This window comes from Achromobacter sp. 46006 (genome assembly GCF_059761975.1).
The window spans coordinates 1-22,886 of record NZ_JCBANN010000063.1 but is presented as its reverse complement, the minus strand read 5'-3'; the positions used below and the strand labels follow the sequence as shown (position 1 = coordinate 22,886).

The 22,886-nt window shown below is 62.7% G+C and carries 28 protein-coding genes; 15 read left to right on the top strand and 13 right to left on the bottom strand.

The annotated features are described in order from the left end of the window. Positions 1-30: 30 nt before the first annotated feature. A complete protein-coding gene (locus AC6LKG_RS22330; protein WP_498168277.1) occupies positions 31-1,002 on the top strand; it encodes a LysR substrate-binding domain-containing protein in 972 nt (323 codons plus the stop codon). Positions 1,003-1,024: 22 nt separating this feature from the next. Here the strand turns inward: AC6LKG_RS22330 and AC6LKG_RS22325 are convergent, their stop codons facing one another. Both AC6LKG_RS22325 and hutG read right to left on the bottom strand, forming a co-directional pair. After that, positions 1,025-2,038 carry a LysR family transcriptional regulator gene (locus tag AC6LKG_RS22325; RefSeq protein ID WP_498168275.1) on the bottom strand — a complete coding sequence of 338 codons (1,014 nt, stop codon included), beginning with the start codon at positions 2,036-2,038 and terminating at the stop codon, positions 1,025-1,027. 26 nt (positions 2,039-2,064) lie between these two features. Further along, on the bottom strand, positions 2,065-2,865 hold the full coding sequence (hutG, locus tag AC6LKG_RS22320) for an N-formylglutamate deformylase (protein ID WP_498168273.1): 801 nt from the start codon (positions 2,863-2,865) through the stop codon (positions 2,065-2,067). Positions 2,866-2,973: 108 nt separating this feature from the next. Here hutG and AC6LKG_RS22315 point away from each other — a divergent pair, with 108 nt between their 5' ends. Continuing rightward, positions 2,974-3,192, top strand: coding sequence for a hypothetical protein (locus AC6LKG_RS22315; protein ID WP_498168271.1), 219 nt, complete (start codon positions 2,974-2,976; stop codon positions 3,190-3,192). A 71-nt stretch (positions 3,193-3,263) separates the two neighbouring features. Here AC6LKG_RS22315 and AC6LKG_RS22310 read toward each other — a convergent pair whose 3' ends face one another. Together AC6LKG_RS22310 and AC6LKG_RS22305 are read right to left on the bottom strand one after the other, a co-directional pair. Continuing rightward, positions 3,264-3,845 carry a TetR/AcrR family transcriptional regulator gene (locus AC6LKG_RS22310; protein WP_498168268.1) on the bottom strand — a complete coding sequence of 194 codons (582 nt, stop codon included), beginning with the start codon at positions 3,843-3,845 and terminating at the stop codon, positions 3,264-3,266. A gap of 283 nt (positions 3,846-4,128) precedes the next feature. Further along, positions 4,129-5,169, bottom strand: coding sequence for a LacI family DNA-binding transcriptional regulator (locus AC6LKG_RS22305; RefSeq protein WP_498168265.1), 1,041 nt, complete (start codon positions 5,167-5,169; stop codon positions 4,129-4,131). Positions 5,170-5,309: 140 nt separating this feature from the next. On the opposite strand from AC6LKG_RS22305, the gene AC6LKG_RS22300 reads away from it, so the two are divergent. Both AC6LKG_RS22300 and AC6LKG_RS22295 read left to right on the top strand, forming a co-directional pair. Further along, positions 5,310-6,647, top strand: coding sequence for an MFS transporter (locus tag AC6LKG_RS22300; RefSeq protein ID WP_498168262.1), 1,338 nt, complete (start codon positions 5,310-5,312; stop codon positions 6,645-6,647). Beyond that, a complete protein-coding gene (locus AC6LKG_RS22295) occupies positions 6,644-8,032 on the top strand; it encodes an amidase (RefSeq protein ID WP_498168259.1) in 1,389 nt (462 codons plus the stop codon). Before AC6LKG_RS22300 ends, AC6LKG_RS22295 begins: the two co-directional genes overlap by 4 nt. Positions 8,033-8,039: 7 nt before the next feature. On the opposite strand, the gene AC6LKG_RS22290 is transcribed toward AC6LKG_RS22295, so the two are convergent. Continuing rightward, positions 8,040-9,428, bottom strand: coding sequence for a lysozyme inhibitor LprI family protein (locus AC6LKG_RS22290; RefSeq protein ID WP_498168257.1), 1,389 nt, complete (start codon positions 9,426-9,428; stop codon positions 8,040-8,042). Between the two features lie 182 nt (positions 9,429-9,610). On the opposite strand from AC6LKG_RS22290, the gene AC6LKG_RS22285 reads away from it, so the two are divergent. The 7 genes from AC6LKG_RS22285 (at position 9,611) to AC6LKG_RS22255 (ending at position 15,225) form a co-directional block, all read left to right on the top strand. Beyond that, a complete protein-coding gene (locus AC6LKG_RS22285; RefSeq protein ID WP_498168255.1) occupies positions 9,611-10,309 on the top strand; it encodes a MarC family NAAT transporter in 699 nt (232 codons plus the stop codon). Continuing rightward, entirely contained in the window at positions 10,293-11,357 is a 1,065-nt protein-coding gene (locus AC6LKG_RS22280; protein ID WP_498168253.1) for an Lnb N-terminal periplasmic domain-containing protein, read from the top strand. The genes AC6LKG_RS22285 and AC6LKG_RS22280 overlap by 17 nt, the downstream gene beginning before the upstream one ends. Further along, complete coding sequence (locus tag AC6LKG_RS22275) at positions 11,354-11,554, top strand: hypothetical protein (protein WP_498168251.1); 201 nt, start codon at positions 11,354-11,356, stop codon at positions 11,552-11,554. The genes AC6LKG_RS22280 and AC6LKG_RS22275 overlap by 4 nt, the downstream gene beginning before the upstream one ends. A 96-nt stretch (positions 11,555-11,650) precedes the next feature. After that, a complete protein-coding gene (locus AC6LKG_RS22270; protein WP_498168249.1) occupies positions 11,651-12,358 on the top strand; it encodes a metallophosphoesterase in 708 nt (235 codons plus the stop codon). Positions 12,359-12,595: 237 nt separating this feature from the next. Continuing rightward, positions 12,596-13,690, top strand: coding sequence for an integrase (locus AC6LKG_RS22265; protein WP_498168247.1), 1,095 nt, complete (start codon positions 12,596-12,598; stop codon positions 13,688-13,690). A gap of 109 nt (positions 13,691-13,799) precedes the next feature. Next, positions 13,800-14,858 (top strand): type II toxin-antitoxin system RnlA family toxin, encoded by a 1,059-nt coding sequence (locus AC6LKG_RS22260; RefSeq protein ID WP_498168245.1) that lies wholly within the window; start codon positions 13,800-13,802, stop codon positions 14,856-14,858. A 49-nt stretch (positions 14,859-14,907) separates the two neighbouring features. Beyond that, the gene (locus AC6LKG_RS22255) at positions 14,908-15,225 is read left to right on the top strand and encodes a type II toxin-antitoxin system RnlB family antitoxin (protein WP_498168243.1); all 318 of its coding nucleotides are present in this window, start codon (positions 14,908-14,910) and stop codon (positions 15,223-15,225) included. A 48-nt stretch (positions 15,226-15,273) separates the two neighbouring features. Here AC6LKG_RS22255 and AC6LKG_RS22250 read toward each other — a convergent pair whose 3' ends face one another. Then, positions 15,274-15,750 carry a HigA family addiction module antitoxin gene (locus tag AC6LKG_RS22250; protein WP_498168240.1) on the bottom strand — a complete coding sequence of 159 codons (477 nt, stop codon included), beginning with the start codon at positions 15,748-15,750 and terminating at the stop codon, positions 15,274-15,276. A 253-nt stretch (positions 15,751-16,003) separates the two neighbouring features. Here AC6LKG_RS22250 and AC6LKG_RS22245 point away from each other — a divergent pair, with 253 nt between their 5' ends. Both AC6LKG_RS22245 and AC6LKG_RS22240 read left to right on the top strand, forming a co-directional pair. After that, entirely contained in the window at positions 16,004-16,300 is a 297-nt protein-coding gene (locus AC6LKG_RS22245; protein ID WP_498168237.1) for a CopG family ribbon-helix-helix protein, read from the top strand. Continuing rightward, on the top strand, positions 16,297-16,692 hold the full coding sequence (locus AC6LKG_RS22240; protein ID WP_498168235.1) for a type II toxin-antitoxin system RelE/ParE family toxin: 396 nt from the start codon (positions 16,297-16,299) through the stop codon (positions 16,690-16,692). The genes AC6LKG_RS22245 and AC6LKG_RS22240 overlap by 4 nt, the downstream gene beginning before the upstream one ends. A gap of 94 nt (positions 16,693-16,786) precedes the next feature. On the opposite strand, the gene AC6LKG_RS22235 is transcribed toward AC6LKG_RS22240, so the two are convergent. The 6 genes from AC6LKG_RS22235 to AC6LKG_RS22210 form a co-directional block, all read right to left on the bottom strand. Next, on the bottom strand, positions 16,787-17,017 hold the full coding sequence (locus AC6LKG_RS22235) for a type I toxin-antitoxin system ptaRNA1 family toxin (protein ID WP_415834735.1): 231 nt from the start codon (positions 17,015-17,017) through the stop codon (positions 16,787-16,789). A gap of 66 nt (positions 17,018-17,083) precedes the next feature. After that, positions 17,084-17,326, bottom strand: a complete 243-nt coding sequence (locus AC6LKG_RS22230) for a hypothetical protein (protein WP_498168233.1) — start codon at positions 17,324-17,326, stop codon at positions 17,084-17,086. A gap of 4 nt (positions 17,327-17,330) precedes the next feature. Beyond that, on the bottom strand, positions 17,331-18,935 hold the full coding sequence (gene trbL, locus AC6LKG_RS22225) for a P-type conjugative transfer protein TrbL (RefSeq protein WP_498168230.1): 1,605 nt from the start codon (positions 18,933-18,935) through the stop codon (positions 17,331-17,333). Between the two features lie 9 nt (positions 18,936-18,944). After that, the gene (gene trbK, locus AC6LKG_RS22220; RefSeq protein ID WP_498168227.1) at positions 18,945-19,172 is read right to left on the bottom strand and encodes an entry exclusion lipoprotein TrbK; all 228 of its coding nucleotides are present in this window, start codon (positions 19,170-19,172) and stop codon (positions 18,945-18,947) included. Between the two features lie 12 nt (positions 19,173-19,184). Beyond that, complete coding sequence (gene trbJ, locus AC6LKG_RS22215; protein ID WP_498168224.1) at positions 19,185-19,955, bottom strand: P-type conjugative transfer protein TrbJ; 771 nt, start codon at positions 19,953-19,955, stop codon at positions 19,185-19,187. A 197-nt stretch (positions 19,956-20,152) separates the two neighbouring features. After that, positions 20,153-20,335, bottom strand: a complete 183-nt coding sequence (locus tag AC6LKG_RS22210) for a FitA-like ribbon-helix-helix domain-containing protein (RefSeq protein ID WP_113751794.1) — start codon at positions 20,333-20,335, stop codon at positions 20,153-20,155. Positions 20,336-21,427: 1,092 nt separating this feature from the next. Here AC6LKG_RS22210 and AC6LKG_RS22205 point away from each other — a divergent pair. After that, on the top strand, positions 21,428-21,985 hold the full coding sequence (locus tag AC6LKG_RS22205) for a hypothetical protein (protein ID WP_498168222.1): 558 nt from the start codon (positions 21,428-21,430) through the stop codon (positions 21,983-21,985). A 254-nt stretch (positions 21,986-22,239) separates the two neighbouring features. On the opposite strand, the gene repC is transcribed toward AC6LKG_RS22205, so the two are convergent. Then, positions 22,240-22,707, bottom strand: a complete 468-nt coding sequence (gene repC / locus AC6LKG_RS22200; RefSeq protein ID WP_498168220.1) for a replication protein C, IncQ-type — start codon at positions 22,705-22,707, stop codon at positions 22,240-22,242. Between repC and AC6LKG_RS22195 the strand changes: the two genes are divergently transcribed. Continuing rightward, a partial coding sequence (locus AC6LKG_RS22195) for a DUF1153 domain-containing protein (RefSeq protein ID WP_498168217.1) occupies positions 22,700-22,886 on the top strand: 187 nt, incomplete at its 3' end. The two genes, repC and AC6LKG_RS22195, sit on opposite strands and share 8 nt — an antisense overlap.

Sequence of the window (22,886 nt, the reverse complement as noted above, 5' to 3'; positions counted from 1 at the left end):
TTCAATCATGGGTTGAGATAAACTCAACCCATGCCGACCCTGCCCACCCATATGCCGCCGCTGGCGGCGCTGCGCGCCTTCGAGGCGGTCGCCCGCCTGGGCAGCCTCAGCCGCGCCGCGGCCGAGCTCAATGTCACCAAGAGCGCCGTCAGCCACCAGTTGCGCGCGCTGGAGGCAGACCTGGGCGTGAGCCTGCTGCGCCGGGGCGGCACGGTGCGCCGCGCGGAAACCACCGAGGCTGGCGCCGCCTTGCTGGCTTCCGTACAACAGGCTTTGACCCTGATCGAGACCGCCTGCCGCAATGCCCGGGCCAGCGCCCGCGGCAAGCGGCGTTACAACCTGAACGTGTCGGCCAACCCGTCGCTGGCGGCCTTGTGGCTGGCGCCGCGCATCGGCCGCTTCATTGAATTGCACCCTGACATCGACATCCAGGTGTTCCTGCACGCCAGCCAGGACCCGGCCTGGAAGTCCCAGGACATCGACCTGGCCTTCCTGCACGTGCGCGCCCTGGGGCCGCACCTGGCCGCGCCGGGCGACATTCCGCTGATGACGGAAACCGTGGTGCCGGTGTGCAGTCCGGCGCTGGTCGCGCCCGATGAACGCGACGATCCCGCCGTCTTCATGCGCCATCGCTGGCTGGAGGAAAAGCACATAGACAGCCCCGAAACCGACTGGCGCACCTGGCGCCCGCGTCTTGGCCTGCCGGAAAGCGCCGGCCAGGACCCGCTGGTGCTGAGCGGCCTGAGCACGGTGCTGGCCGCTGCCGCGGCCGGCGTCGGCATTGCGCTGGGGCGCGCGCCGCTGGTTGACGAGGAACTGGCCAGTGGCCGGTTGGTGGCCTTGACGCCGGGCCTGCGCATGCCGGGGTCGTGGGGGTACGTGATGCGCGTCCATGCCAACCGGCCGATGGATGCATCGCTGCCGGCGCTGGTGGAATTCCTGGCCGAAGAAGGACGCGGGGCGCCGTTGAAAGGCGGTTACGGGCGCGGCGCGGTGTCGTGACGCCTGGGGGGCGCGGGCGGGCTCAGCGCCGCAGGCTGCGCCACAGCGTGGCCGGCGGCAGCCCCAGGGCGGGCGCCACCTCTTGCCGCATCAGCCGCTCGACCGCCGCCAGGATCACGCTGCGGGCCTCGGCCGGCAGCCTGCCGGCTTGCTGCGGCCGCGACGCCAGGTAGAAGCCGCGCGCCAGGTCGGGCGCGTCGGCACGGGTATTGTCCAGGCAGGGCGCCAGCGGCAGCACGCGCAGTTGGTCGACGAAATGGCGCGATTGCCAGATGCACAGCGGCGTGCTGATGGCGAACCCCAGGCCGGCCGTGACCAGGCTGAGCAGCGGGTCGGTATTGTCGAACTCGAAGGTCCGCTCGATGAAAAGGCCGCGCGATTCGAGCAGCCGGTCGATGGCGGCGCCGAGGTGCGAGCGCGGGCCGTAGCGGATGAACGGGAAGTGGCGCGCCAGGTCCGCCAGCGAGTGCGCATCGCGCGGCGCCAGCGCGCGCGGCAGCGCCAGCAGGTAGGGTTCGCTGAACAGGCCGAGCTTGCGGATGGCAGGGGCATTGGCGGCGGCGCCGGTACTGATCACCAGATCCAACTGGCGTTCCTCGAGTTGCTTGTCCAGCACCGGGGCGATGCCGGAGCACAGCCGGATCTGGCGCGAGGCGCCGGACAGGCCGTGGATCAGCATCGGTCCCAGTGCGCCGGCGAACGGATCGACGCAGCCGACGCGCACGATGTTGCGCCGCGCGCGGCTCAGGTTGCGCACGCTGTCGGTCATGTCGCCGGCCTGTTCCAGGAGCCGCGACGCATGCTCGAACAGCAGATCGCCCGCCGCCGTGGCGCGTGCCGGGCGGGTGCTGCGGTCAAGCAGTTCGGTCGACAGCGCGGCCTCCAACTGCTTGACCCGTTGTGAAACCGCCGCCTGCGACAGGCCCAGCAGCCGGGCCGCACCCGACACCGAGGCGGCCTGCACCACCGCGACCCAGGTCAGCAGCAGGCTCCACTCGGGATAGGCATCGGCATCGCGGCCGGACAGGCGGTTCATCGGGATGGCCCCGGCCCTTGCCCGAATCAGCGCTTGCGCGCCAGCGTCCGTGCCAGCGCGGCGCGCACCATGCCCTCTACCACCGGGATCACCTTGGCGGCCGTGTCCGGCTGGTAGGCGTAGGGGTAGGACTCGTCCATGTAGGTCGATTGGCACATTTCCAGTTGCACCGCATGGATGTCTTCGGCCGGCGAGCCGTAGTGGCGCGTGATGTAGCCGCCCTTGAAGCGGCCGTTCACCGCGCTGGTATAGCCGCAACCGGGCAGGCGTGCGGTGATCGCGTCCAGGATGTCGGGCGCGCAACTGGCGCCGCCGGCGGTCCCCAGGTTCAGGTCGGGCAGCTTGCCCTCGAACAGGCGCGGCAGCACGCTGGCAATCGAATGGGCTTCCCACAGCAGCACCGTGCCGTGTTCGGCGCGGATGCGGTCGAGTTCCTCGCGCAGCTTGGCGTGGTATGGCTGCCAATAGGTCTGCAGGCGATGTTCGCGTTCGTCTTCCGTCAGCGCCGCTTGGTTCAGGTACAGCGCCTCGCCACGGAAAGTGTGGGTGGGGCACAGGCCGGTCTTGGTCTGGCCGGGGTACAGGCTTTCGTCGTTGGGCGGGCGGTTCAGGTCGACCACGTAGCGCGAGTAGCGCGCGCCCAGTACGGATGCGCCCAGCGCATCGGCGAACTGGTACAGGGTGTCCAGGTGCCAGTCGGTGTCCCCGGACTGCTGGCCGACAGCCGTCATGCGGGCACGCTGGGCATCGGGCAGTTGGCTGCCCAGGTGGGGGATGGAGATCAGCAGCGGCGCGGTGCCGCGGCTGAAGTGGTAGATGTCGCTCAAGAAAAACTCCGGGGTAAGGCGGGTCAGGCAGGCGCGGCGCGAGGGCCGCGCGGTGCCGCGCGATGCCGGGCAGGCTGCCGGGCGCGGACACTTGCATCGAGAGGAACGATGCTGATCATCATCATAGCTGATTCAAATTGCACCCGGCCCGCCTCCGCCCCAAGGCGCGCCATGCTGCCACCGGGCCGCGATATCGTCGATCAGCCGGCGCACCTTGGGCGCCAGGTGGCGCCGATGCGGATACATGGCGCAGACAGGCACCGCGCCGGCGTCATGGCGCTAGCGACGGTGGCCCGGCCGGAAGCCGTGGCCGCGCGTGGTGATTGAATTGGAACGATCGTTCCAAAATGAACGAAAAAATGTGCGGCGCCCAGAGGCCGAAGTATGCCTGATGTGTCCTAGAGCGCGCCCAATGCCACCGAGATCACGTCACCCAGCCACTGGCGGCGTTCGCGGGCATTGCTGCCCTTGGCCACCACCCGCAGGCCCTGGATGGTGGCCACGATGAAGCGGGCCAGCGCACGCGGCGATTTGCCGTTGTCGATTTCGCCGCTGGCCTGGCCCTCGGCCAGGACCTTCTCCAGTGCTTTTTCCAGGCGCTGGAAATTGCGCCGCACCAGTTCGGCCACCACGTCATCCTGCCCCGCCATCTCCAGCGAGGCGTTGGCCACCAGGCAGCCGCGGCGGCTGGCCTCGCGCAGTTCGTCGTCGGCGATGAAGTCGAGCAGGCGGCCGATGCGTTCGCGCGCTTTGCCGGGGCGGGCCAGCAGATCGAGGTTGGCAGCCGTCAGTTCGTGATAGCGCCGCAGCGCGGCTTCATACAGGCCCTGTTTGCTGCCAAAGGCGTTGTAGAGGCTGCCGCGCCCCAACCCGGTGCCGTCCACCAGATCCTGCACGGAGGTCGCGGCGTAGCCGCGCCGCCAGAACACCTGCATGGCGGCGTCGGCGACTTCGTCGGGTTCGAAATCCTTGGTACGCATGGCGTAAATTTTGGAATGATCGTTCAAATAAGAGTATGGCGAGCGCGAGTGCGCCGTCAAGCAAGACCGTCCGTGCCGAAGGGGCTTTGCCGGTCCGTCGTTGCGGGTTCAGCCCTGGTCGGCCGCCAACCGCGGCCGCGCTGCCTGATCGACCGCTACGTGCCGACGTTCCCGGCGACGCGGGCGCCCAAACCGGCGCGGGGGTGAGGGAAACGGTGATCGTCCGGGCCGATCGGGCCTGGCGGTTGGCCCTGTGGCCGGCTGTCGAGCCTGTCGGCGCGGTTCAGCCCGGTATCGGCCGGTCGCTGCTGCCGCGCACCACCAGCGTGGGCGCCAGCCGCAAGCTGTCCGGGCGGCCGCCGGCGATTTTGCGCAGCAGCAGTTCCAGCCCCAGTCGTCCCATCTCGTGCATGGGCGAACGGATGGTGGTCAGGCCGATGGGCAGCGCGCCCGCCAGCGGCGTGTCGTTGTAGCCCACCACGGCCACGTCGCGCCCGGCCTCCAGGCCGTGCTCGCGCGCCGCGCCCATCACGCCGACCGCCAGGAAATCGTTGACTGCGAAGATGGCGGTGGGGCGGTCCGGGCCGGCCAGCAGGCGGGCGCCCACCTGGCGGCCGGCGTCGGTGTCGAATGGGCTTTCGATGCGCCATGCGGCCGGGACGTCGACGCCGTGCCGGGCGCAGGCCGCGAAAAAGCCCGCCGAGCGGTCGCGGCCGGTACTGGTGAAGGGTTCGCCCACCATCACCGCGATGCGCCGGTGGCCCATGGCCAGCAGGTGCTCGGCCGCCAACCGACCGCCTTCGACATCATCGCAGGTGACGGCGCAGTGGTCGTCGGCGTGGCGGCTGACCAGCACGAACGGCACATCGCGTTGCGCCAGCTCGGCCAGCAGCGGATTGGGCGCCGCGCCCTCGTGGCTGTGGGCATCGCCCAGGATCAGGCCGTCCACGCGCCGCGCCAGCGCCATGTCGATCAGCTTGCGCTGCTTGTCGGGCACGTCCTGGGTGTTGGACACGAAGGTCAGGTAGCCGTGCTCGGCGGCAGCCTCGTCGATGCCTTCGTAGATGGTGGCCAGCACCATGTCCGACAGACGCGGCACCAGCACGCCGATGGTGCGGCTACGGCGCGTCTTGAGGCTGGCCGCGTGCGGATTGGTCTGATACTGCAACTCGGCCGCGAGCGCCCGGACCCGCTTGACGGTGTCCGGCGCGGCGGCGGCGCGCGCGTCGTCCTCGGAACCATTGAGGACGCGGGACACGGTCGATACGTTCAGACCGAGCTGCCGCGCCAGGCTTTGCAGCGTGACAGGGCGGGATTTGTTCATGGGGCTGGAGGATACACGCACGAATACCGTCTGCGCCGCTTTGACGGCAACCTAGGGTTTACACGGTGTCGATTTTTGTTTTCCGAGCCCTTAGCATTGCGCAACCCAAACGTTTGGGTAAATCGACTGGATTGATCGCAATGACACTTGAATCCCGCAACTCGCGGTTCCGTTACCGAATTTTCACGATGGTCGTGCTGCTGGCGCTGATCAACTACATCGACCGCGGCGCCATGTCCTATGCCGCCGCCCATATCACCGGCGAATACGGCCTGGATCGGGGCGACTGGGGCGCCGTGCTGGGCTACTTCGGCTACGGCTACATGTTCGGCGCGCTGTTCGGCGGCATGCTGGCCGACCGCTTCGGCCCGCGCAAGGTCTGGATCGTGGCCGGCGTGACCTGGTCGATCTTCGAGATCGCCACCGCCTGGGCCGGCGACTTCGGCCTGGCTTTCCTGGGAGGCTCGGCGCTGGCTGGCTTTGCCACCATCCGCATCCTGTTCGGCGCGGCCGAGGGGCCGGCGTACTCCATCATCAACAAGACCATCGCCAACTGGGCCACGCCGCGCGAACGCGGCTTCGTGGTCGGCTTCGGCCTGCTCAGCACGCCGCTGGGCGCACTGTTGACGGCGCCGGTGGCGGTGGGCCTGTTGAGCCTGACCGGTAGCTGGCGCGCCATGTTCTATATCCTGGGCGCGGCCGGCCTGCTGGTGCTGGTGCTGTTCATGCGCATCTTCACCGACCGGCCCGACACCAATCCGCGCGTGTCTGCGGACGAGCTGCGCGAGATCCAGGCGGCGCGCGCCGAGCAGGCGGCCGGGCAGGGCGGCGAGGGCGCCACGCTGCCGTGGTGGAGTTTCTTCCGCAGCAAGACCCTGCTGCTGAACACCCTGGGCTATTTCTCGTTCAACTACGTCAATTTCCTGCTGCTGACCTGGACCCCCAAATACCTGCAGGACACTTTCGGCTACAGCCTGTCGTCGCTCTGGTACATGGGCATGATTCCCTGGACCGGCGCTTGCGTCACGGTGCTGCTGGGCGGCCGCATTTCCGATCTGCTGCTCAAGCGCACCGGCAGCCTGAAGGTCGCGCGCAGTTGGCTGGCCGCGGCCTGCCTGCTGGCCACCACCCTGTGCTTCCTGCTGGTATCGCAGGCGCAATCGGTGTTCGCCGTGATCGCGCTGATGACCCTGGCCAACGCGCTCAATGCGCTGCCCAACTCGGTCTACTGGGCGGTGGTGATCGACACCGCGCCCGCCAGCCGCGTCGGCACCTTCAGCGGCCTGATGCACTTCTTCGCCAACATCGCCTCGATCCTGGCGCCGACCCTGACTGGTTACCTGGCGGCGCGCCACGGCTATTCGGTCATGTTCGTGGCCGCCTCGGTCGCCACCGCGATCGGCATGATCGCCATGCTGCAGGTGCGCCCGGGTGTCGGCCCGCGCCTGCCCGCCAGATACCAGGGAGCCGCGCAATGAACGCAACATCAACCCCGCTGGCGGCGCTGGCCGTCGAACCCGGTTTCTTCGCCGGCCGCAGCCTGGCTGACCTGCAGGACGCCATGCGCCAGGGCGCGCTCGACGCCGAGACGCTGGTGCGCCACGCGGCGGCCGCCATCGAGCGCCTGAATCCGCAGCTCAATGCCTTCGTGCATGTCGGGATCGAGGCCGCGCTGGCCACGGCCCGCGCGCTGGACGCCGAACGGGCCGGTGGCCAGGTGCGCGGTCCGCTGCACGGCATTCCGGTCGCCATCAAGGACAACGTCGACACCGCCGACATGCCCACCACCATGGGCGCGGCGCATTTCCTCGGCCATCGGCCGGCGGCGGATGCCGACTGCGTGGCGCTGCTGCGCGCGGCGGGGGCTATCGTCATCGGCAAGACCCTGACGCATGAATTCGCCTACGGCCCCACCGGCGACCGCAGTGCCCAGGGCGCGGCGCGCAACCCGTGGCGCACCAGCCAGATCACGGGCGGTTCCAGCGCCGGCAGCGGCGCCGCGGTGGCCGCGGGCATGGTGCCGGTGGCGCTGGGCACCGACACCGGCGGCTCGGTGCGCGTGCCCGCCGCCTTGTGCGGCGTGGTCGGCTTCAAGCCGACCCACGGCCGCGTCTCGGCCCGCGGCGTGTTTCCGCTGGCGCCCAGCATCGAGGATGCCGGCGTGCTGGCCAACAGCGTCGAGGACGCGCAGGCGTTCATGCAGGCGCTGTCCGGCGGCGCGATCGGCGCCCATGCCGACGCGGCCGATCCCGGCCTGGCCGCGCCGCGCATGATGTGGGTGCCGAACGCGCCGTTCGCCATCGACGATGCGGCGGTCACGGCCTGCGTCCGCGCCGCCGCCGAAGGCTTCGGCGGCAAGCTGGTCGACGGCGCCGAGGTCACGCGCCACGCCCGCGCGCTGCAGGCGGCGCTGGGCGCCATCCAGCGCTCGGAAGCCTATGCGGTGCATGCCGAGCGTGTCGAGGACGAACCCGGCAAGTTCGATCCCGAAGTGCTGGAGCGCCTGCGCGCCTCGCGTCCGGTGCAGGGCTGGGAATATGTCCGCGCGTGCAACACCCGCGAGCAGTTGCGCGGCGTGTTCGCGGGCATCTTCGAGCGGGTCGATGTGCTGGCGTTGCCGGCGGTGGCGATCACCGCGCCGGCGCTGCAACAGCGCAGCGTGGCCGGCCCCGGCAGCGCCGCCGTGCGCGAGACACTGCTGGGCCTGACCAATCCGTGGAACCTGCTGGGGTTGCCGGCCATCGCCTTGCCGGCGGGCTTTGTCGGCGGCCTGCCGGTGGCGTTGCAGTTGGTGGCGGCCGAGGGCGCCGACGCGCGCCTGCTGGCGCTGGCGGCGCGCCACTGGCGCAGGCCGGCGGCCTGAACGCCCGCTACGCGCCGTTGTCGCCGGCCACCGGACCGATGCCGGGTTCGACGCCGATGGCGCGGCGTTTGCCGCGCAGGTCGAAGGCGTCTTGCTGGCCGTCGGGGCCGGGGGCGCGGATCCAGATCTGCGCCGCCAGGCCCGACTGCGCGCTGTAGTAGCCGAACCAGTCCACCACCCGGCCCACATAGCAGCGCGAGCCGGCCTGCACGGTCACGTCGGCGATGGTTTCGTAGCTGTAGTGGCCCGGTCCGAAGCCATAGTAGGCAGCGCTCTCGTCGGAGGCGGTGCCGGCCGGCACCGGGCACAGGGGCTCGCGGCCGGGCGCGTCGCCCGGGGCGCGGTCAACGGGCACGCCGGCCACGGCGCGCGCCAGGGCTGCGTGCAGGGTGTCGTCCAGCACCCTGGCCGCGCCCTGGTCCGGGCGCTTTTGTTCGCGCGGCACCGACAGTTCGTAACGGTAGCGCACGGTCAGCGTCGGCACATCGCCGACGCGCCGCAGCGGCCGCAGCAGATAGAGCCGGTCTTCGCCGTACGCGCCGACGCGGTAGACGGCGTAGACGCGGCCACGCAGCCGGATCCATTCGCCCGACTGGCTGGCGCCGCGGCCATTGATCGTATAGAGCAGGGCGCCGGCGTCCGGCCCGCCTTGCAGATCGGCCGGCAGGAAGCGCGCGCCGTCACGGCGCAGAGCGCTGACTTCGGAAAACAGCCCGGTGCCACCTATGTAGCTGTCGATCACCAGATCGCGGCGGCCGTCGCCGTCCAGGTCCAGGAGCAGGTAGGAGACGGAGCCGTCCTCGGCATCGGATGCCAGGCCGGACGCCAGCACGGCCGCCCACTCGTCCTCGCTGACACCCGCCGGGCGCGTGGCGGGCAGGCGCGCCAGGTCGTCGCCATCCGCCGCGCGCACGTTGCGAAAGGCAGTCGCCTCGCGCTTGAGCGAGCGCGCCGCCAGCGCGTTTTCCACGGCGAACTCCGGGTCTGCCTGGCGCGCGGTCTCGATTGCCTGGCGCAGGTCCTCCAGCGCCTGTCGGTCTGTGGCGTCGGGGCGGTAGGCTTGCGCGCGGTCCAGTTGCGCCTGCAATTGCACCTGCCGGGATTCGTAGCGCCCGCGCAGGCAAACGGCGTCGGCGCCGCAGTCGTTGCGCTGCCTGAGCCAGGCGCGCTGCGCCTGGCGCAATGCCTCGTTCTGCCCTGGCTGGGCCGCGCGCAGCCTGGCGTAGGTCGCGCCCAGCGATGCATCCAACTGATACAGCGCGGGATCGGCGCACAGCGTCTTTTCGGTAGGCGTGCGCGCCCGGGCGCAATCCATGGCCGCCAGCGCGGGCAGGGCGGGCACGGCGAACAGCAAGGTCAGGGCGGCGAACCAGCGGCGCGGGCGATGGCGGGGCACGGGGCGGAATTCCTGTATCGAGAGCGTGGCGGGCGGCCACCCGGACAGCATGGTACCGGAGTGCGGTTCAGGATACGGAGATTCGCCTTTGCTTACATTACACTCTGCGGTGTACCTCAATCGATGTTCCCGCAGGAAGGCGCCGTGCCTCCGTTCCGTTTCACCGTTTTCTCCCCGCCGCGATGATTGATGATCTGGTTCAACTGGGCAAGCTGGTCAGCCTGGGCCTGGCGCTGATGCTGCCGCTGGCCAATCCCCTGACCTCCATGACCATGCTGCTGTCCCTGGGGCAGCATATTCCCTACAAAGAGCGCGAACGCCAGATCCGACAGGGCGCCTGCTACGTGGTGGGCATCATGCTGGTGACGTACTACGCCGGGGCCTGGATCATGTCCACGTTCGGCATCTCGATTCCCGGATTGCGCATCGCCGGCGGGCTGATCGTGGTCAGCATCGGCTTCAGCATGCTGTTTCCGTCGGCGGCCAATGCGGCCAGCGATGACCGCGAGGCCGACGTCGCCGCCGACGTGGCCCTGCACCGCCAGGTGCCGAACATCGCTTTCGTGCCGTTGGCGCTGCCGGGAACGGCGGGCCCGGGCACCATCGCCATGATCATCAGCGCGGCCTCGACGGTTGGCGGCGAGACCGCCAGCCATTACCCTGCCTGGACCATCGCCGTCACGCCGCTCATCGTTTTCACGCTGCTGGGGCTGCTATTCTGGGTTTGCCTGCGCTCGGCCGGCCGCATCGTCGCCCTGATCGGCAACGGCGGGGTCGAGGCGATTTCGCGCATCATGGGCTTCCTGCTGGTCTGCATGGGCGTGCAGTTCGTCATCAACGGCGTGCTGGAAATCGTGAGCCAACATGGCGCCGGCCTCTGACTTCGCGCGCTGGGGCCGGGCCCGCCGTTATCTGCGGGTGCTGGGCCGGGTCGCGCTCAGCCTGCTGATGCTGTTTTCCATCGCGTGGGCCTGCCTGGCGTTCTGGTACCAAGGGCCCGCGGCCGTCTGGGGCAAGGCCGCGCTGATGCTGGCCTGGGTCGCGCTGGGGCTGTATGCGTTGCTGCGCCTGTGGCATGGCGTCGGCCGCTTGCGGCGCCGGCCCGCGCTGTGGGCCTATCTGCTGGCGGTGCTCGCGCTGATGGCGTGGTGGCAGGGCATCGCGCCCTCCAACGACAGGGTCTGGGCCGACGACGTCGCCCGCCCCCTGCGCGGCAGCGTCAACGGCAGCATCGTCACGCTGGACAATGTGCGCGACTTCAAATGGCGCTCGGACAGCGACTACACGCCGCGCTGGGAAACCCGCGTCTACGACCTGGACGACCTGCGATCGGTGGACATGGTGTTGTCGTACTGGGACGGCCCGGCCATCGCCCACACCCTGGTCTCGTTCGGTTTCGCCGATGGCCGCCACCTGGTGTTCTCGGTCGAGATCCGCAAGGAACGCGGCGAGCAGTTCTCGGAGTTGGGCGGGTTCTTCAAGAAGTTCGAGCTGAGCGTGGTGGCCGCCGACGAACGCGACGTCCTCTACGTGCGCGCCGGGCCGCGCGCCGAGAACGTCTATATCTATCCGGTGCGCATGCCGGCGGACGCCATGCGCGCCCTGTTCCTGTCATACGTGCGCACCGCCAACGAACTGGCCGACACTCCGCGCTTCTACCACACCGTCACCGCCAACTGCACCACGCTGGTGTACCGCATGGTGCGCGCCATCGTGCCCGGCCTGCCGCTGGACTACCGCATCCTGCTGTCGGGCTATCTGCCCGAATACCTCTACGAACAGGGCGGACTCGATACCCAGGTGCCCTTGCGGACCCTGCGCGAACGCGGCTTCGTCGGCATTCCGCCGATCCTGGGGGAAGACTCAATCGGTTTCTCGCGAACGATCCGGCGCCACCTGCGCGCCGAGCCTTCGGGAAGTGCGCCATGATCTCGCTGTGCGCCGCATTGCTGGCGCTGCTGCTGGTCGTGCTGGTGTGCCTGGCGATGCGTACGCCGGGTGTGTGGCTCTATGACGCCATCGCCCACCGGCTGCGCGGCCGGCGGGCCGGGCATGCGGCGGACGATCCGCGCCGCCAGGACCAGACCGTGGCGCGGCGGGCGAACCAGGCGCGTCAGTCGGGGTAAGGGCGGGCCAGCGGCAGGGGAGGACGACACGGGGCTCGCGCCGGGATGTCACCGCGTATCATGACGGATTGCTCGGGATAAGCGGCAGGACACGGCATGGAATCAGGCATGAGGCCCGGAAATTCACGGGTGCAGCGCTTCGGCTTGAACGCCACGGGCCGCGATTTGGCGGTGGGCGACATCCACGGCCATTTCGGCCGGCTCGAGGCGGCGCTGGCCGCTGCCAGGTTCTCGCCCGAGAATGACCGATTATTCGCGGTAGGCGACCTCGTCGATCGCGGGCCGGAGTCCGCCGATGTCCTGGCTTGGCTGGAGCGTCCGTGGTTTCATGCCATTTGCGGGAATCACGATCTCATGACGTGGCGGCGGGCATTGAACAACCCGATCCCCCACGTCGATCATCGCCTCCACGGCGGCGAATGGCTGGACGCATGCGATGGTGATACCCAGGCCCGCATCGGGGCTTGCCTGAACGCCCTGCCGTTGGCAATCGAGGTGGAAACGCCGGGCGGTGTCGTCGGCCTGGTGCATGCCGACTTTCCGTATGACGACTGGCAAGCGATCCATGGTGCCGCCTTCAGCGCGCAGGACGAGGATGCATGCCTGTGGTCCATAGACCGTTATCGCCTGCAATATGCCCGGCCTGTCCGCAATGTGCGGGCGGTTGTCCATGGGCACATGACGCTGCGCAAGCCGGCGCAACTGGGCAATGTCTTCTACATCGACACGGGTGGATGGCAGGACAGCGGCAAGTTCACGCTGCTCGACTTGCACACGCTCAAGCCGTGGCGCGCACGCCGCTGAGCCTGGCATCGGGGATACGGAAGCGGATCTTCAAGCCCCAGCCTGTAGAAACGAAAAAGCCCTGGAACACGTTGTGTTTCCAAGGCTTTTCCGTCTGGAATTTGGTGGAGCGGAGGAGGATCGAACTCCCGACCTTCGCATTGCGAACGCTAATTACAAGTCAATAAAATCAATGATTTTTGACTGATTAACGGTTATTTGCCACAATTTTGCCACACTGGTTTTGGACGTTGTGGCATGGCAACTTTTCGCAAGCGCGGCCCGTATCAATGGGAAGCGCAGATACGCAAGCGGGGCTACCCCGCGCAGAGCAAGACCTTCAACACCAAGGCCGAGGCGGAAGCCTGGGCCAAGATGATCGAATCCGAGATGGCGCGAGGCGTGTGGCTGAGTCGCGGCGAAGCCGAGTCCACCACGCTGCGCGAAGCCCTGGAACGCTACCAGGCCGAGATCGTGCCGCACAAGAAAGGCAAGGTACAGGAGGATTCCATCATCAGGATGCTGCTGACCCTGCCGCTGGCCCTTCGTCCCTTGGCGTCCATCCGTGGTGCCGACATTGCCAGCTTGCGCGATGCCTGGTTGCAAGACTATGCACCGGCTACCGTGCTGCGCCGCCTGGCGGTGCTGTCGCATGTGTTCAACGTGGCACGCAAGGAATGGGGCATGGAGAGCCTTTCCAACCCGGTCGAGGTCGTGCGCAAGCCTGCGGCCAATAATGCGCGTGTGCGGCGTGTGGTGACGTTGGAGGGGGCTGCGCCGGATGCCGATGATGAGGCACGGCAGATGCAGGATGGCGAGTTGGAGCGCGTGATGGCGGCCAGTTCTTCGGCGCTGCTGCCTTCGATCATTCGATTGGCTGTAGAGACGGCTATGCGGCGCGGGGAGATCGTGGGGCTGCGCTGGGAAAATATCGACTTGAAGCGTCGTGTGGCGCATTTACCGGCGACGAAAAACGGGAGTGCGCGGGATGTGCCGCTGTCGTCCAAGGCGGTTGCGGTGTTGCAGGCACTACGCGATGGATTGGACGCCAAGGAACAGGGGCAAGGGGCTGTGTTTGCGGTACGGCCTGATGGTGTAACGCGGGCGTTTGAGCGGGCTGTACAGCGGGCGCGTGGGCGGTATGAGCTGGAGTGTGAGGAAATGGGTGTGCCGCCTCGGAATGGGTTTTTGGTGGATTTACGGTTTCATGATTTGCGGCATGAAGCGACGTCCAGGTTGGCAGAAGTGTTTCCTATGCATGAACTGACGAAGATTACGGGGCACCGCGATCCTAGGATGTTGATGCGGTACTACCATCCGAAGGCAGAGGATTTGGCAAAGCGTCTCTACTAGATATGTGGCATGACGGTCGGCTATATATGCTACAAATGTAATAGAATGCTTTCCTTGCTGCCTGCTACTTGTCCCTACAAGCATCTCAATACCTCATACCCGTGAAGACATGTCATATAAGTCACTGAACCTTAACCAAGAAGCCATTGAAGGGTGTGTTCGCGAGTTTGCTCAGGGATGTTCTGGTGCTGTTGAGGGCCCGACTGCGAAAGGTAAATTTTTGGAGTTCAGAGTTACGCCGCCAGGGCAAGAGCCTGCGCTATTACATGTTTACCAAAACCGTGATGGGAGCACGACGCTCCAACCGAAAGTGGGGAAAAATCAACCCCTTTCTGATGAGTTGGCTAAGCATGTGGTTGCCTCTACCGAGAGGCAGGGAGGAGATGAGCGCCGACCTTTGGTTCTCGGAGACTTGCCGCAGGAAACATGGGATTTCCTGCGCGAACTTTTAGAATCAAAAGGTTGCAATGTTTCGGATGAGCCGCTGCGACATGGGGTGAGAATATCAGTTGTAGGCCCGCAACAAGATCGGGTCTACCTGCACCGTTTCCATACGGGCAAGTTCATGATGCAGGGGCGGCCTATGGCTGTTTATGCTATGGTTGCCTCAGTTCTCAGTGAGTTGCACGAGGACAAGCGGGAGGTGCTTCAGGCACAGTTGGATGTTTTGCAGGTTCCCATCACTGTCGATGCGCTCCATGATGAGTTGAGGCAACATTTGCCTTTAGCTGCTGATTATCTCGGAGATACAGGCTGCGCAATTGTGATGCCAGCATTAATGCTGGCGAAAATTTCTACGCAGTTCCCCGATTATTCTTTTGTTGCTTTTCCGGCCTTAAGAGGGTTGGAGTTCTATATGAAGCAATTGTTGGTGGATAACGAGCAGCCAGTCGGTCCGCAACAAGGTTTGAGCGCATTCTTCACCTCGCAAGGTGCTTTAAAGTCGGGGTGCGCTGAAAAGATTAAATGCCGTCAAACCATAGCGGCAATTGAAAAATCGTATGAACTACACAATCAGCATCGCAATGCCTTGTTTCATGCTGATGGCCATGCGCCTGTAATGAGTAGAATTATTGAAGATAGAGGAGAAGCTGCGAATATCGTATATGACGTGCTTCGTACCATAGAGGCCACTTATATGGAAATTCATAGGCAAAGAAATGGGTAAGTTACAGAAGGGCTACTCCATTCAGAAAGGGCCCTCCCAGAATTTTCCAATGATTAGCTTCTCTTTAAGTGATGAGAGGCCGGAAGTGTTTTTGCCAAAAGTAGAAAAAGAACTTAAGCGAAAATCCTTTCAGGGCATTCTCCTTGTGGATACTCTTGCGTGCAATGGATTAACATCAAGGCGTTTTTTTGTTGGTGAGTTTGATGGTGAGCACTTGAGGCGGTCTAGCTTTAAAGTGCTGCCAGAGGAAAATTTGGATTCTGCAACACGTTTGTTTTGCAAAAAATTTTACCGATCGAAACTCGACAATCTCGGTGGTGCAGCTTTGTCTGCGGTGCAGATTTTTAAGTTAAAAAGAGATTTTTAACTGGCTGGCAGGCTTAAGTAATTTTCATTGCAGATGCACCCTCGGGCATTAAAAGCTTTCAGAAATATCTCGTCGTTGTAGCCTTTTCTTTCGCTCTTCATCTGCTAACGAGCCATCCCACTTAGCTAGCTCTTCATCAGATAGTGCTGCCAGAATCTCTGGCAGACTTACCGTTCTTGCATGGTTTGGAGGCTCGAAGACGTAGCCCCTGCTGGTCATTTCTGCTTCGATTTCCTCTGTAATGAAAAACGGCACAATCTGTTCGTCTTGGATTTGCTGAGTCATAGCCTTCTCCTTGTCAAATGCTTGCTGCATGGCAAGCCATGCTCTTGCTGTGCTGATTCCGGTTTTTTCCAAATTAGCTGCAAGCGCCGTGTTTAAAGGTTCGCAACCTTCTATCACCACAGAAAGATACTCCGCCTCTACTCCAAACCTGGTCGCTGCGCCATCTAACGATAAACCCAGGGGAGCCATTACATCATCTCGAATGAGTAGTCCCGGATGCGGTGGGTTTTTCATGGCCATTTGATTTCCTTGTTTCTGTCGCGCCAGTAATCAACGAATATAAATGCCGTAGGCACTAGTCGGTATGATACTTGCTGTGGCTGGTGTCCTGATCCGTCCAGAGAACGTACAAGCGGATGCGAAATGTTGGCAACCGGATCGGTACGAAGGCGGAGGCCCACAGAGGCAAAAATAAGGGCGACCATATGAGCGCACGCCAGCATCAGCTCCTGTGTTATATTGCACTTACCATGTAACACATTAGGGTTGCGTTATGAGCGAAGCTACCTTCACCTTCCGAGTCGATGAGTCGCTGAAAGCCGAGTTCTCTAACGCTGCCAAGGCACGCGACCGCAGCAGCGCCCAGTTGTTGCGTGACTTCATGCGTGATTTCGTGCGGCAGCAAGAGGAAGCGGCTGCGCATGATGCTTGGTTCCGTCGCCAAGTGCAGGTCGGCCTGGATGCAGCCAACGCAGGTGACGTGATCGCCGCCGCAGAGGTGGAAGCTGAGGCCGAAGCCTGGCGTGCCGAGGTGCGCCGCAAACTGGCCAGCAGCCCCGCAGAATCGTGAAGCTGGTCTGGACACGGCAAGCGCACGCCGACAGGAAGAAGATACGCGAATACATCGTGCAGCACGCTCCAGCGGCGGCGCTGGCCCTGGATGAGCTATTTTCAGAAAAAGCCAGCCTTCTGGTCGAACATCCCAGTCTTGGCAGGACGGGGCGTGTACCCGGCACCAGGGAACTGGTGGCTCATCGGAACTACATCCTGGTCTATGACCTGTCGGGTGCTCTGGTGCGTGTGCTGCGATTGCTGCACGCTGCCAGGCAATGGCCGCCACGCTATACGATGGGTGAGTTGCTGGAAGGCCTGGAATCCTCAGGTGCATACCCGTTGCCGCCCGAAGAGCGCGAATGGGTCGATGCGCCATCGGTAGGCAGGGAGTGGCCTGCCGAGGAGTAAACAGGGCGACCACCGGGTCGCCCTTGTCGTTCTACGGAAAATAATCCGGTAAGAATAATAATATTCTTCTTATTCTTACCGCTTCGCGCAGCGCCTACGCCGGGGGCAGCGTCTGTTGAATTGCCGCCAGGGCATCACGGAAATCCTCCTGCGTCGCCTGGCCAGTTTCCGCCTGGTAAAAAAGCACGACGAACATATTGGCCACCGCTTCGGCCATTGGTGAAAGCTGACGCGCCGTGTCCTGGTCTAGCCATTTCAGGTCGCCTAGCAGAGCCGCTGCATGATGCACAGCCTCGACCGCTTCGTTACTATTCATAGTTGCCATGATCCACCTCCTATCAGGTGCAAATGGAAGTACGGGGTCGGTGTGGCAACACCTGCCCCGTGCGCTTTACAGTCCCGCCGCTTCGGCAAACGGGCTTTTGTCGTTAGTGATATGGCTAACCGCTGTCCGTGTCTCGGGCTTGATGCGGTCGTGTTCTTGCGAGCCGTTGGGCCGTGAGACGAACGCCGCGCTCTCTGCTGCCGCATCGACGGTCTCATCGCCGGATGGGGCGTCGACCGGCTCGAAATAGCATGGTTCGACGGTACGTTCGTCCAGTATGGCGAACGCGGCCAGGTAGGGTGTTGTCATTGCTTTAGCTCCTGTTGTCGCGGTTCACGAATGCATCAATTTCCGAGTTGCGCTCCTGCTGCCGTTCCTGGACATACGAGACATAGTCCTCGACGTCGAACGTATTGCCTTCACTCTTGGCTTGCCATTCGGCATGGGATTCCATTGCCTGCGCCTGGTCGGCTTCCGATAGTTCGCTGAATCCCCCGGTTTGGTTGATCCATCCGTCACCGCCGCCAGTGGATCCAGCACCGCCCAGACTGTCGCCATCGAATGCAGCAGCATCAGTGTTGTCGGCCTTGGGTGGTTCCATGCTTGCGCGGATCGAGGCCGCCAGTTTCCCGCCTGCGGTTTCGCTGACGCGCTGTTGAGCGCGTTGCTTGACTGCTGCACCGGCACCCTTGGCAAGCTCCCCTACGGTGCCTGCTGCCAGTTTCGCTGCCCGAGAGAAACCGCCGCCTGAATCGCCTCCACTGCCTCCAAAGCCTGCGGCCTGGGCGAACGGTGAACCACCAGCCGTACCGGCGGCGTCATTTTTACTGCCCGCGTTTCCACTCACGGAGCCTAGGCCCGGCATATCACTGCCGTTGCTCATGCTTCCCGCTGCTTTCTGCATTGCCGCCTGAACCGCCGACCCCACGCCTGCGGCTCCCATCATGGCTTTGCCAGCCGCTGCGACGCCGCCTGTAGCCAGGCTGGCGGCTGTCATAGTGGCTCCTACTGCCGCACCGGCACCAAAGCTGCCGGCACTGCCGATCGCGCCCACGCTGGCACCAGTGACGATGCCGGAGATCATCGCAGGCACTCGGTTCACCAGGAACAGAAGAATCAAGGAGATCACCAGCATGACGGCCAGCTCCTGCGATGCCATGCCCTCGCTGATCTGGTCGTAATAGTGGTTGATGAACTGCCTGCCGATGGCGACCAGGAGAATCATGGCCATCAGTTGGGCAGCGACGCCCAGCACGGTTTTGTAGTAGTTGATCGCCATGTCCGAAGTCCAACGCGACCCGCCAAAGCCCAAGAAGAAAACACCGGCGTAAAGCAGAATCCACGCCGATGCAGTGACCAACAGCAGGTTGATCGCGATCAGCGCCAGGACGATCAAAACGGCGATGGCCAGCAGCTCCATGGTTAAGGCAGTGGCCAGCTTGCGCCACCCGAGTTTTGTCGTTGCCTGGACGGTTTTGTCGTACAGCTCGAAACCAAGATCGAGGATGCTGGAAGGCCCGAGATTGTTGTTCGACAGTCCACCGGCTTCGGCACCCAGGGTTTGCAGTGACGCGACTATCGTCCCAGCCAGATTCATGCCGGTGTTCGCGTGCGTAAGCAGCCACCAGAAGAAGCCGGTAAAGATGGTGAAGCGGACGAACTCCGAAAAAAACTCGCCTATGTCTGCCTTGCGCATGGCCATCAGGCCAAACGTCCATACCATCGAGATCACGACCAGCGACCAGAACAGGCGCGAGGCAGCGGATTGAATCGCTGGCCCCCAGGTGGCCGCCGCATCGTGAAAACGATCCAGCACGTCGTTCATGACGTTGCTGCTGGATAAGCCATCGGCAAAGGCAGGCTCGGCACTCAACGCGAACGTGCCAACGGCCAGGACGCCAATAATCATGCGTTTCATGTGGCCTCCTCAGTAGCGATCAGGTGAACTGGGTTTGAACTCCCATTTCCGCATGTTCTCGGCACGCTGGAAGCTCTTGCATTCCTCCGTGAAGGCCAGGCGTTGGGAATTGCTCTTGATCTCCGCCAGCGCCTCTTCATAGGCACCAGGAGCGCAGGTGGCGGCGTTGGGTTCGGGCATCGCGTCGCTACAACCGGTCAGGCCGACGACAAAGGCGAGAAGGATGGTTTTTTTCATCTGTCTGTCTCCTTAGTAACGATCCGGTGAACTCGACTGGAAATCCCATTTCCGCATTCTTTCTTCCATCGCTTCGCCCTGGGCCTCGGCATCAAGTTGGGCAGCGATGCGTGCCGCCTCTGCGTTCTGCTGGGCGGTGAGCATGGTGCGGATTTGCAAGAGTTGGTGGGCCTGTTGGCTGGCAAGCTGATTGGCGTAGCCGATGGCCTGCAACTGGCCGCTGGCCCCTTGCGCAGCGGTTTGTAAACGCTCAAGGGTACGTGCGTCGTTGCGCAAAGCCTTTTGCTGGTTGCTGATCGTTTGGAACAAGGCGTCGTTCGCCTTTTTCTGCGACTCCGATGCGAGACGGCGGTTTTCTGCCATCGCGGCTTCCTCGGCAGACGTGCAGCCGCCGCTGCCGTTAAAGCATGGAGAGCTACGGTAGTAGGCAATATCCTGGAACTTGGACAGATAGCGATCCAAGCTGCCAAGCTGGCTTTCGTAATAGGCCAGCGTGTTCTGCGCGGCGATCAGCCGGTCGATGGTGGTCTGTGCCTGATCCCAGATATACGCAGCGGGGGCCATCGTGTTTTGCAGCATGTTCTCGTACTGCTGCAACTGGGTCTGGTATTGCTCGATCTGCTTGGCGGTTTGGGCGACCGCTTCCATCGCAGACATGATGTTCTGCACCAGGTTGCCGCCGTCGGTGACGGGGATGCCCGCGTAGGTCGGTGTGGTGATGAAGCCAGTTGCGATTGCAACGGCCATAGCGGATTTAGCCGCTAAAAGGCGGATGCGTCTCATGGTCGAGTACCTCGATGTGATGTGGTTAGCTATTGCGGCTAATCTGCCCCACAACGCCGTCAAGGCTGGTCATGGGGTTGGGCCATCACGAGACAGTTCGCCACGACTCTGTCAAGGTACCCGCCCGGGCGACACCATCACGCCCTTGCAAGATATTGTTGAGATTGGTGTGTGCCGTGCAACCCTGCACGGAATTTTTACTGCTTTGCTGGTTTTTCCAGCCCGACCGCACGGCCCATTTCTTCTAAGTCCAGCGGTTGTACTGCCGCGATCAAAATCTCACGGATTTCTGCTTCGGTGCTTCTTCCGTTTAACGCCGCTCTAATTTTCAGTGCTTGGTGCACTTCATCCGATAAATTCCTAATATGCAAATTTGCCATTACTGATACCGTTTAAGGGCTTGGTGGAAATGGTATCAAAGGCATAAAAAATATCAACCCGAATTTCTGATGATTGAGTTGACTGGTTCACTCATGGGGGCAGTCCATTTCTTTTCGGCGGTAGCCGGACAGCCTCGCAGAGCAGGATGCCCGTTGAGCGCCCCCGGCGCGAATAAGGGACAGTGAAGATAGATAACCGGCTTGCCGGTTAGCTAACTTCACCCATCCTGCCCGCATTTCAGCCGCGACTCTCCGTATAGCCAAAACAGATTCTTTCGCCACTTTTCCACTATCGAATGTCGATTGCATGTGGGTCGTTGTGAAATCGGCTAAGTCGCGCAGCAATCGTGAAAAATCGCGTTCTAATCGGTGTGGAATCGGGTTTATCAATCGTGCTTCGCTGCTGCTTGTGCGAAGTGGATGGAATTGCCTAACCACTCATTTTCATCTGATGGCGGTTAAGTGACTGGCCGCCCCTCAAGTGTCAATAACTTGGCACCTTTCAAGCAACATCGCGCATGTCGGTCTGTGAAGCATCGGGTGGGTGGGTTTTGTGGCAGGACGGCATCCTGCGAGATTGATCATTTTTTAGCCGCTAAAATTTGGGCTGTTGATTGATTGCAGGCGTCGCGGATGCGACCACGGAGCAGGGGTATGCAGGGGTTCAGGAGCGCGGTCATTGTGGGGTTTCTGGCAGCAGCACTGGCTGGGTGCGGCGATCAGCAGGACGTTACGCCGCCTGCGCAGACGCCAGCCGTGCCTGTGCCAGGCGCGTCTGCCACAGGCACGGCTCCCGCAGCATCAGCCGGTGCCGAATGTTCCCCCGATCACTGGAAGACGTTGCCAGAAGGAAAAGATCGCGATGCCCTGGTCGAACGCTGCATGACGCAAGGCAGCTACCAACGCAGCGAGCCACAGACGTTTTAAAATGTTGTACGCCAGGGGATTAGCAAGGCATATGCCTTGTGCCTGTGGGTGAAATTAACCTGTGACAAGTGCTGTGCCGTTATCTTCGCGTTGCAGTGCATTCAAAAAACTGCACTTTTTAAATCTCATTTCGTTAATCGCTGTACCCAATAGGGAAGTCACAGAATGGCCATTACATCTTGCGTGACATGGGAGTGTGTCAACAGCTTTGCCAATTGGCTATCTGCAATTGGCACAATCTGCACTGCAGGATTGGCACTTTGGCTATCAGTTCGAGATCGACGAATAAACCTGAAATCTGCCCTGACCCTAGGACTTTTACCGTCTTCCAATCAAGACACCCTAGATCTACAAGTTTTTGTACTTTCCTTCACTAATGTTGGCCCTCGGCCTGTGACCGTCACAAATCATTGTTGGGAACTTCCGCTGATCAATGGCATCATTTTTCTTCAGCCGTACATGGATAGGAATATAGGAAAATTGTGCTCCAAGTTACCGCTAGAGTTGACAGATGGAAAGGAAGGACATGCCTTCTACCCCAATGATTTTTTTCTAAATCTCGACGCTCCTGAAAAATTCTTGTTCCACAAGAATCGCTATGTGGCTTGGCTGCGCATCCGCTTTTTCAAGATCCGTATTGTCACAACTGCTGGGGCAAGACCTCGTGTAAAGATTTCTCGTGCGGTGAGGCAGCGATTGTGGCAGCAATACGTTGGCTCATAACAGTTCATTCAATCAGAGGCTGCTGCGCAGGGCTGCTGAGTTCCAAATTCGGTAGTTAGGCTCGAAAGTTTCTATCCCTTCCTTGGCGTAAAACCTCGGCCAAAGGCCGAACGGCAAAGGCTCCCAAAGCCTGCGCCTAGTGGATTATCTCTTGGATAAGTCATGGATCGGTTTTTCAAACCTACCCTAACCTTATGTTTTTGATGTGTTTTTTAGAAAACGAAGGGGAACGTTAGTCCGGAGGGTAGGGAATGTTAGTCCGGCGAAGGGGGAACGTTAGTCCGGTCAAGGTCGGCTGAGCCGTCGCCAGTTTTCCCTTTCGTTGGCCGTCGAAGAATCCATTGTCCCTTGCTGTATTCATTGACGCCCCAACCGACGTTGTGCAGTTCAATCAGCGCACGGCGAGTCACTTGGCGGCGTTTCTTCATCGCTTCGGCATTGGCTGCGTCTGGCCAGATGTAGGCGCAGAGCGTGTCCAGTTTTACGCTGCCCTGCTTGCCTGGATCAATCCAGCCACATAGGCGCTGGTGCATCAGCCTGGCCGGGTCGGTGTTCAGGCGGCGGACTTCGTTCAGGTCGATACGCGAGTGGGGCCGGTGTCCCAGCACGGCCTCTGCGATCTGCGGGTTCAGGCATACGAACAGCTTGCCGTCCTCGGCATCGATGTATTGACCCAGTGAAAACCTGCTCACGTCATAATCGAGGGAATTGACGATGAGCATGAAGATGGAAGACGACATCAAACGCTGGACGGCCAAGCGCAAGAGTGCGCTGGTGCTGGACATCATTCAAGGCAAGACCACCGTCGCCGAGGCCAGCCGCCAATACGACCTGTCGCCCTCAGAGGTCGAACAGTGGGTCGACGATGGCAAGCGGGGCATGGAGAATGCCTTGCGGGCCA

Bases quoted from the DNA above. Each gene is read 5' to 3' on its own strand.
- AC6LKG_RS22330 (WP_498168277.1), top strand. From the start codon at position 31: ATGCCGACCCTGCCCACCCATATGCCGCCGCTGGCGGCGCTGCGCGCC.
- AC6LKG_RS22325 (WP_498168275.1), bottom strand. From the start codon at position 2,038: ATGAACCGCCTGTCCGGCCGCGATGCCGATGCCTATCCCGAGTGGAGC.
- AC6LKG_RS22315 (WP_498168271.1), top strand. From the start codon at position 2,974: ATGCTGATCATCATCATAGCTGATTCAAATTGCACCCGGCCCGCCTCC.
- AC6LKG_RS22310 (WP_498168268.1), bottom strand. From the start codon at position 3,845: ATGCGTACCAAGGATTTCGAACCCGACGAAGTCGCCGACGCCGCCATG.
- AC6LKG_RS22305 (WP_498168265.1), bottom strand. From the start codon at position 5,169: ATGAACAAATCCCGCCCTGTCACGCTGCAAAGCCTGGCGCGGCAGCTC.
- AC6LKG_RS22300 (WP_498168262.1), top strand. From the start codon at position 5,310: ATGACACTTGAATCCCGCAACTCGCGGTTCCGTTACCGAATTTTCACG.
- AC6LKG_RS22295 (WP_498168259.1), top strand. From the start codon at position 6,644: ATGAACGCAACATCAACCCCGCTGGCGGCGCTGGCCGTCGAACCCGGT.
- AC6LKG_RS22285 (WP_498168255.1), top strand. From the start codon at position 9,611: ATGATTGATGATCTGGTTCAACTGGGCAAGCTGGTCAGCCTGGGCCTG.
- AC6LKG_RS22280 (WP_498168253.1), top strand. From the start codon at position 10,293: ATGGCGCCGGCCTCTGACTTCGCGCGCTGGGGCCGGGCCCGCCGTTAT.
- AC6LKG_RS22275 (WP_498168251.1), top strand. From the start codon at position 11,354: ATGATCTCGCTGTGCGCCGCATTGCTGGCGCTGCTGCTGGTCGTGCTG.
- AC6LKG_RS22270 (WP_498168249.1), top strand. From the start codon at position 11,651: ATGGAATCAGGCATGAGGCCCGGAAATTCACGGGTGCAGCGCTTCGGC.
- AC6LKG_RS22265 (WP_498168247.1), top strand. From the start codon at position 12,596: ATGGCAACTTTTCGCAAGCGCGGCCCGTATCAATGGGAAGCGCAGATA.
- AC6LKG_RS22260 (WP_498168245.1), top strand. From the start codon at position 13,800: ATGTCATATAAGTCACTGAACCTTAACCAAGAAGCCATTGAAGGGTGT.
- AC6LKG_RS22255 (WP_498168243.1), top strand. From the start codon at position 14,908: ATGATTAGCTTCTCTTTAAGTGATGAGAGGCCGGAAGTGTTTTTGCCA.
- AC6LKG_RS22250 (WP_498168240.1), bottom strand. From the start codon at position 15,750: ATGGCCATGAAAAACCCACCGCATCCGGGACTACTCATTCGAGATGAT.
- AC6LKG_RS22245 (WP_498168237.1), top strand. From the start codon at position 16,004: ATGAGCGAAGCTACCTTCACCTTCCGAGTCGATGAGTCGCTGAAAGCC.
- AC6LKG_RS22235 (WP_415834735.1), bottom strand. From the start codon at position 17,017: ATGGCAACTATGAATAGTAACGAAGCGGTCGAGGCTGTGCATCATGCA.
- AC6LKG_RS22230 (WP_498168233.1), bottom strand. From the start codon at position 17,326: ATGACAACACCCTACCTGGCCGCGTTCGCCATACTGGACGAACGTACC.
- trbL (WP_498168230.1), bottom strand. From the start codon at position 18,935: ATGAAACGCATGATTATTGGCGTCCTGGCCGTTGGCACGTTCGCGTTG.
- trbK (WP_498168227.1), bottom strand. From the start codon at position 19,172: ATGAAAAAAACCATCCTTCTCGCCTTTGTCGTCGGCCTGACCGGTTGT.
- trbJ (WP_498168224.1), bottom strand. From the start codon at position 19,955: ATGAGACGCATCCGCCTTTTAGCGGCTAAATCCGCTATGGCCGTTGCA.
- AC6LKG_RS22210 (WP_113751794.1), bottom strand. From the start codon at position 20,335: ATGGCAAATTTGCATATTAGGAATTTATCGGATGAAGTGCACCAAGCA.
- AC6LKG_RS22205 (WP_498168222.1), top strand. From the start codon at position 21,428: ATGGCCATTACATCTTGCGTGACATGGGAGTGTGTCAACAGCTTTGCC.
- repC (WP_498168220.1), bottom strand. From the start codon at position 22,707: ATGCTCATCGTCAATTCCCTCGATTATGACGTGAGCAGGTTTTCACTG.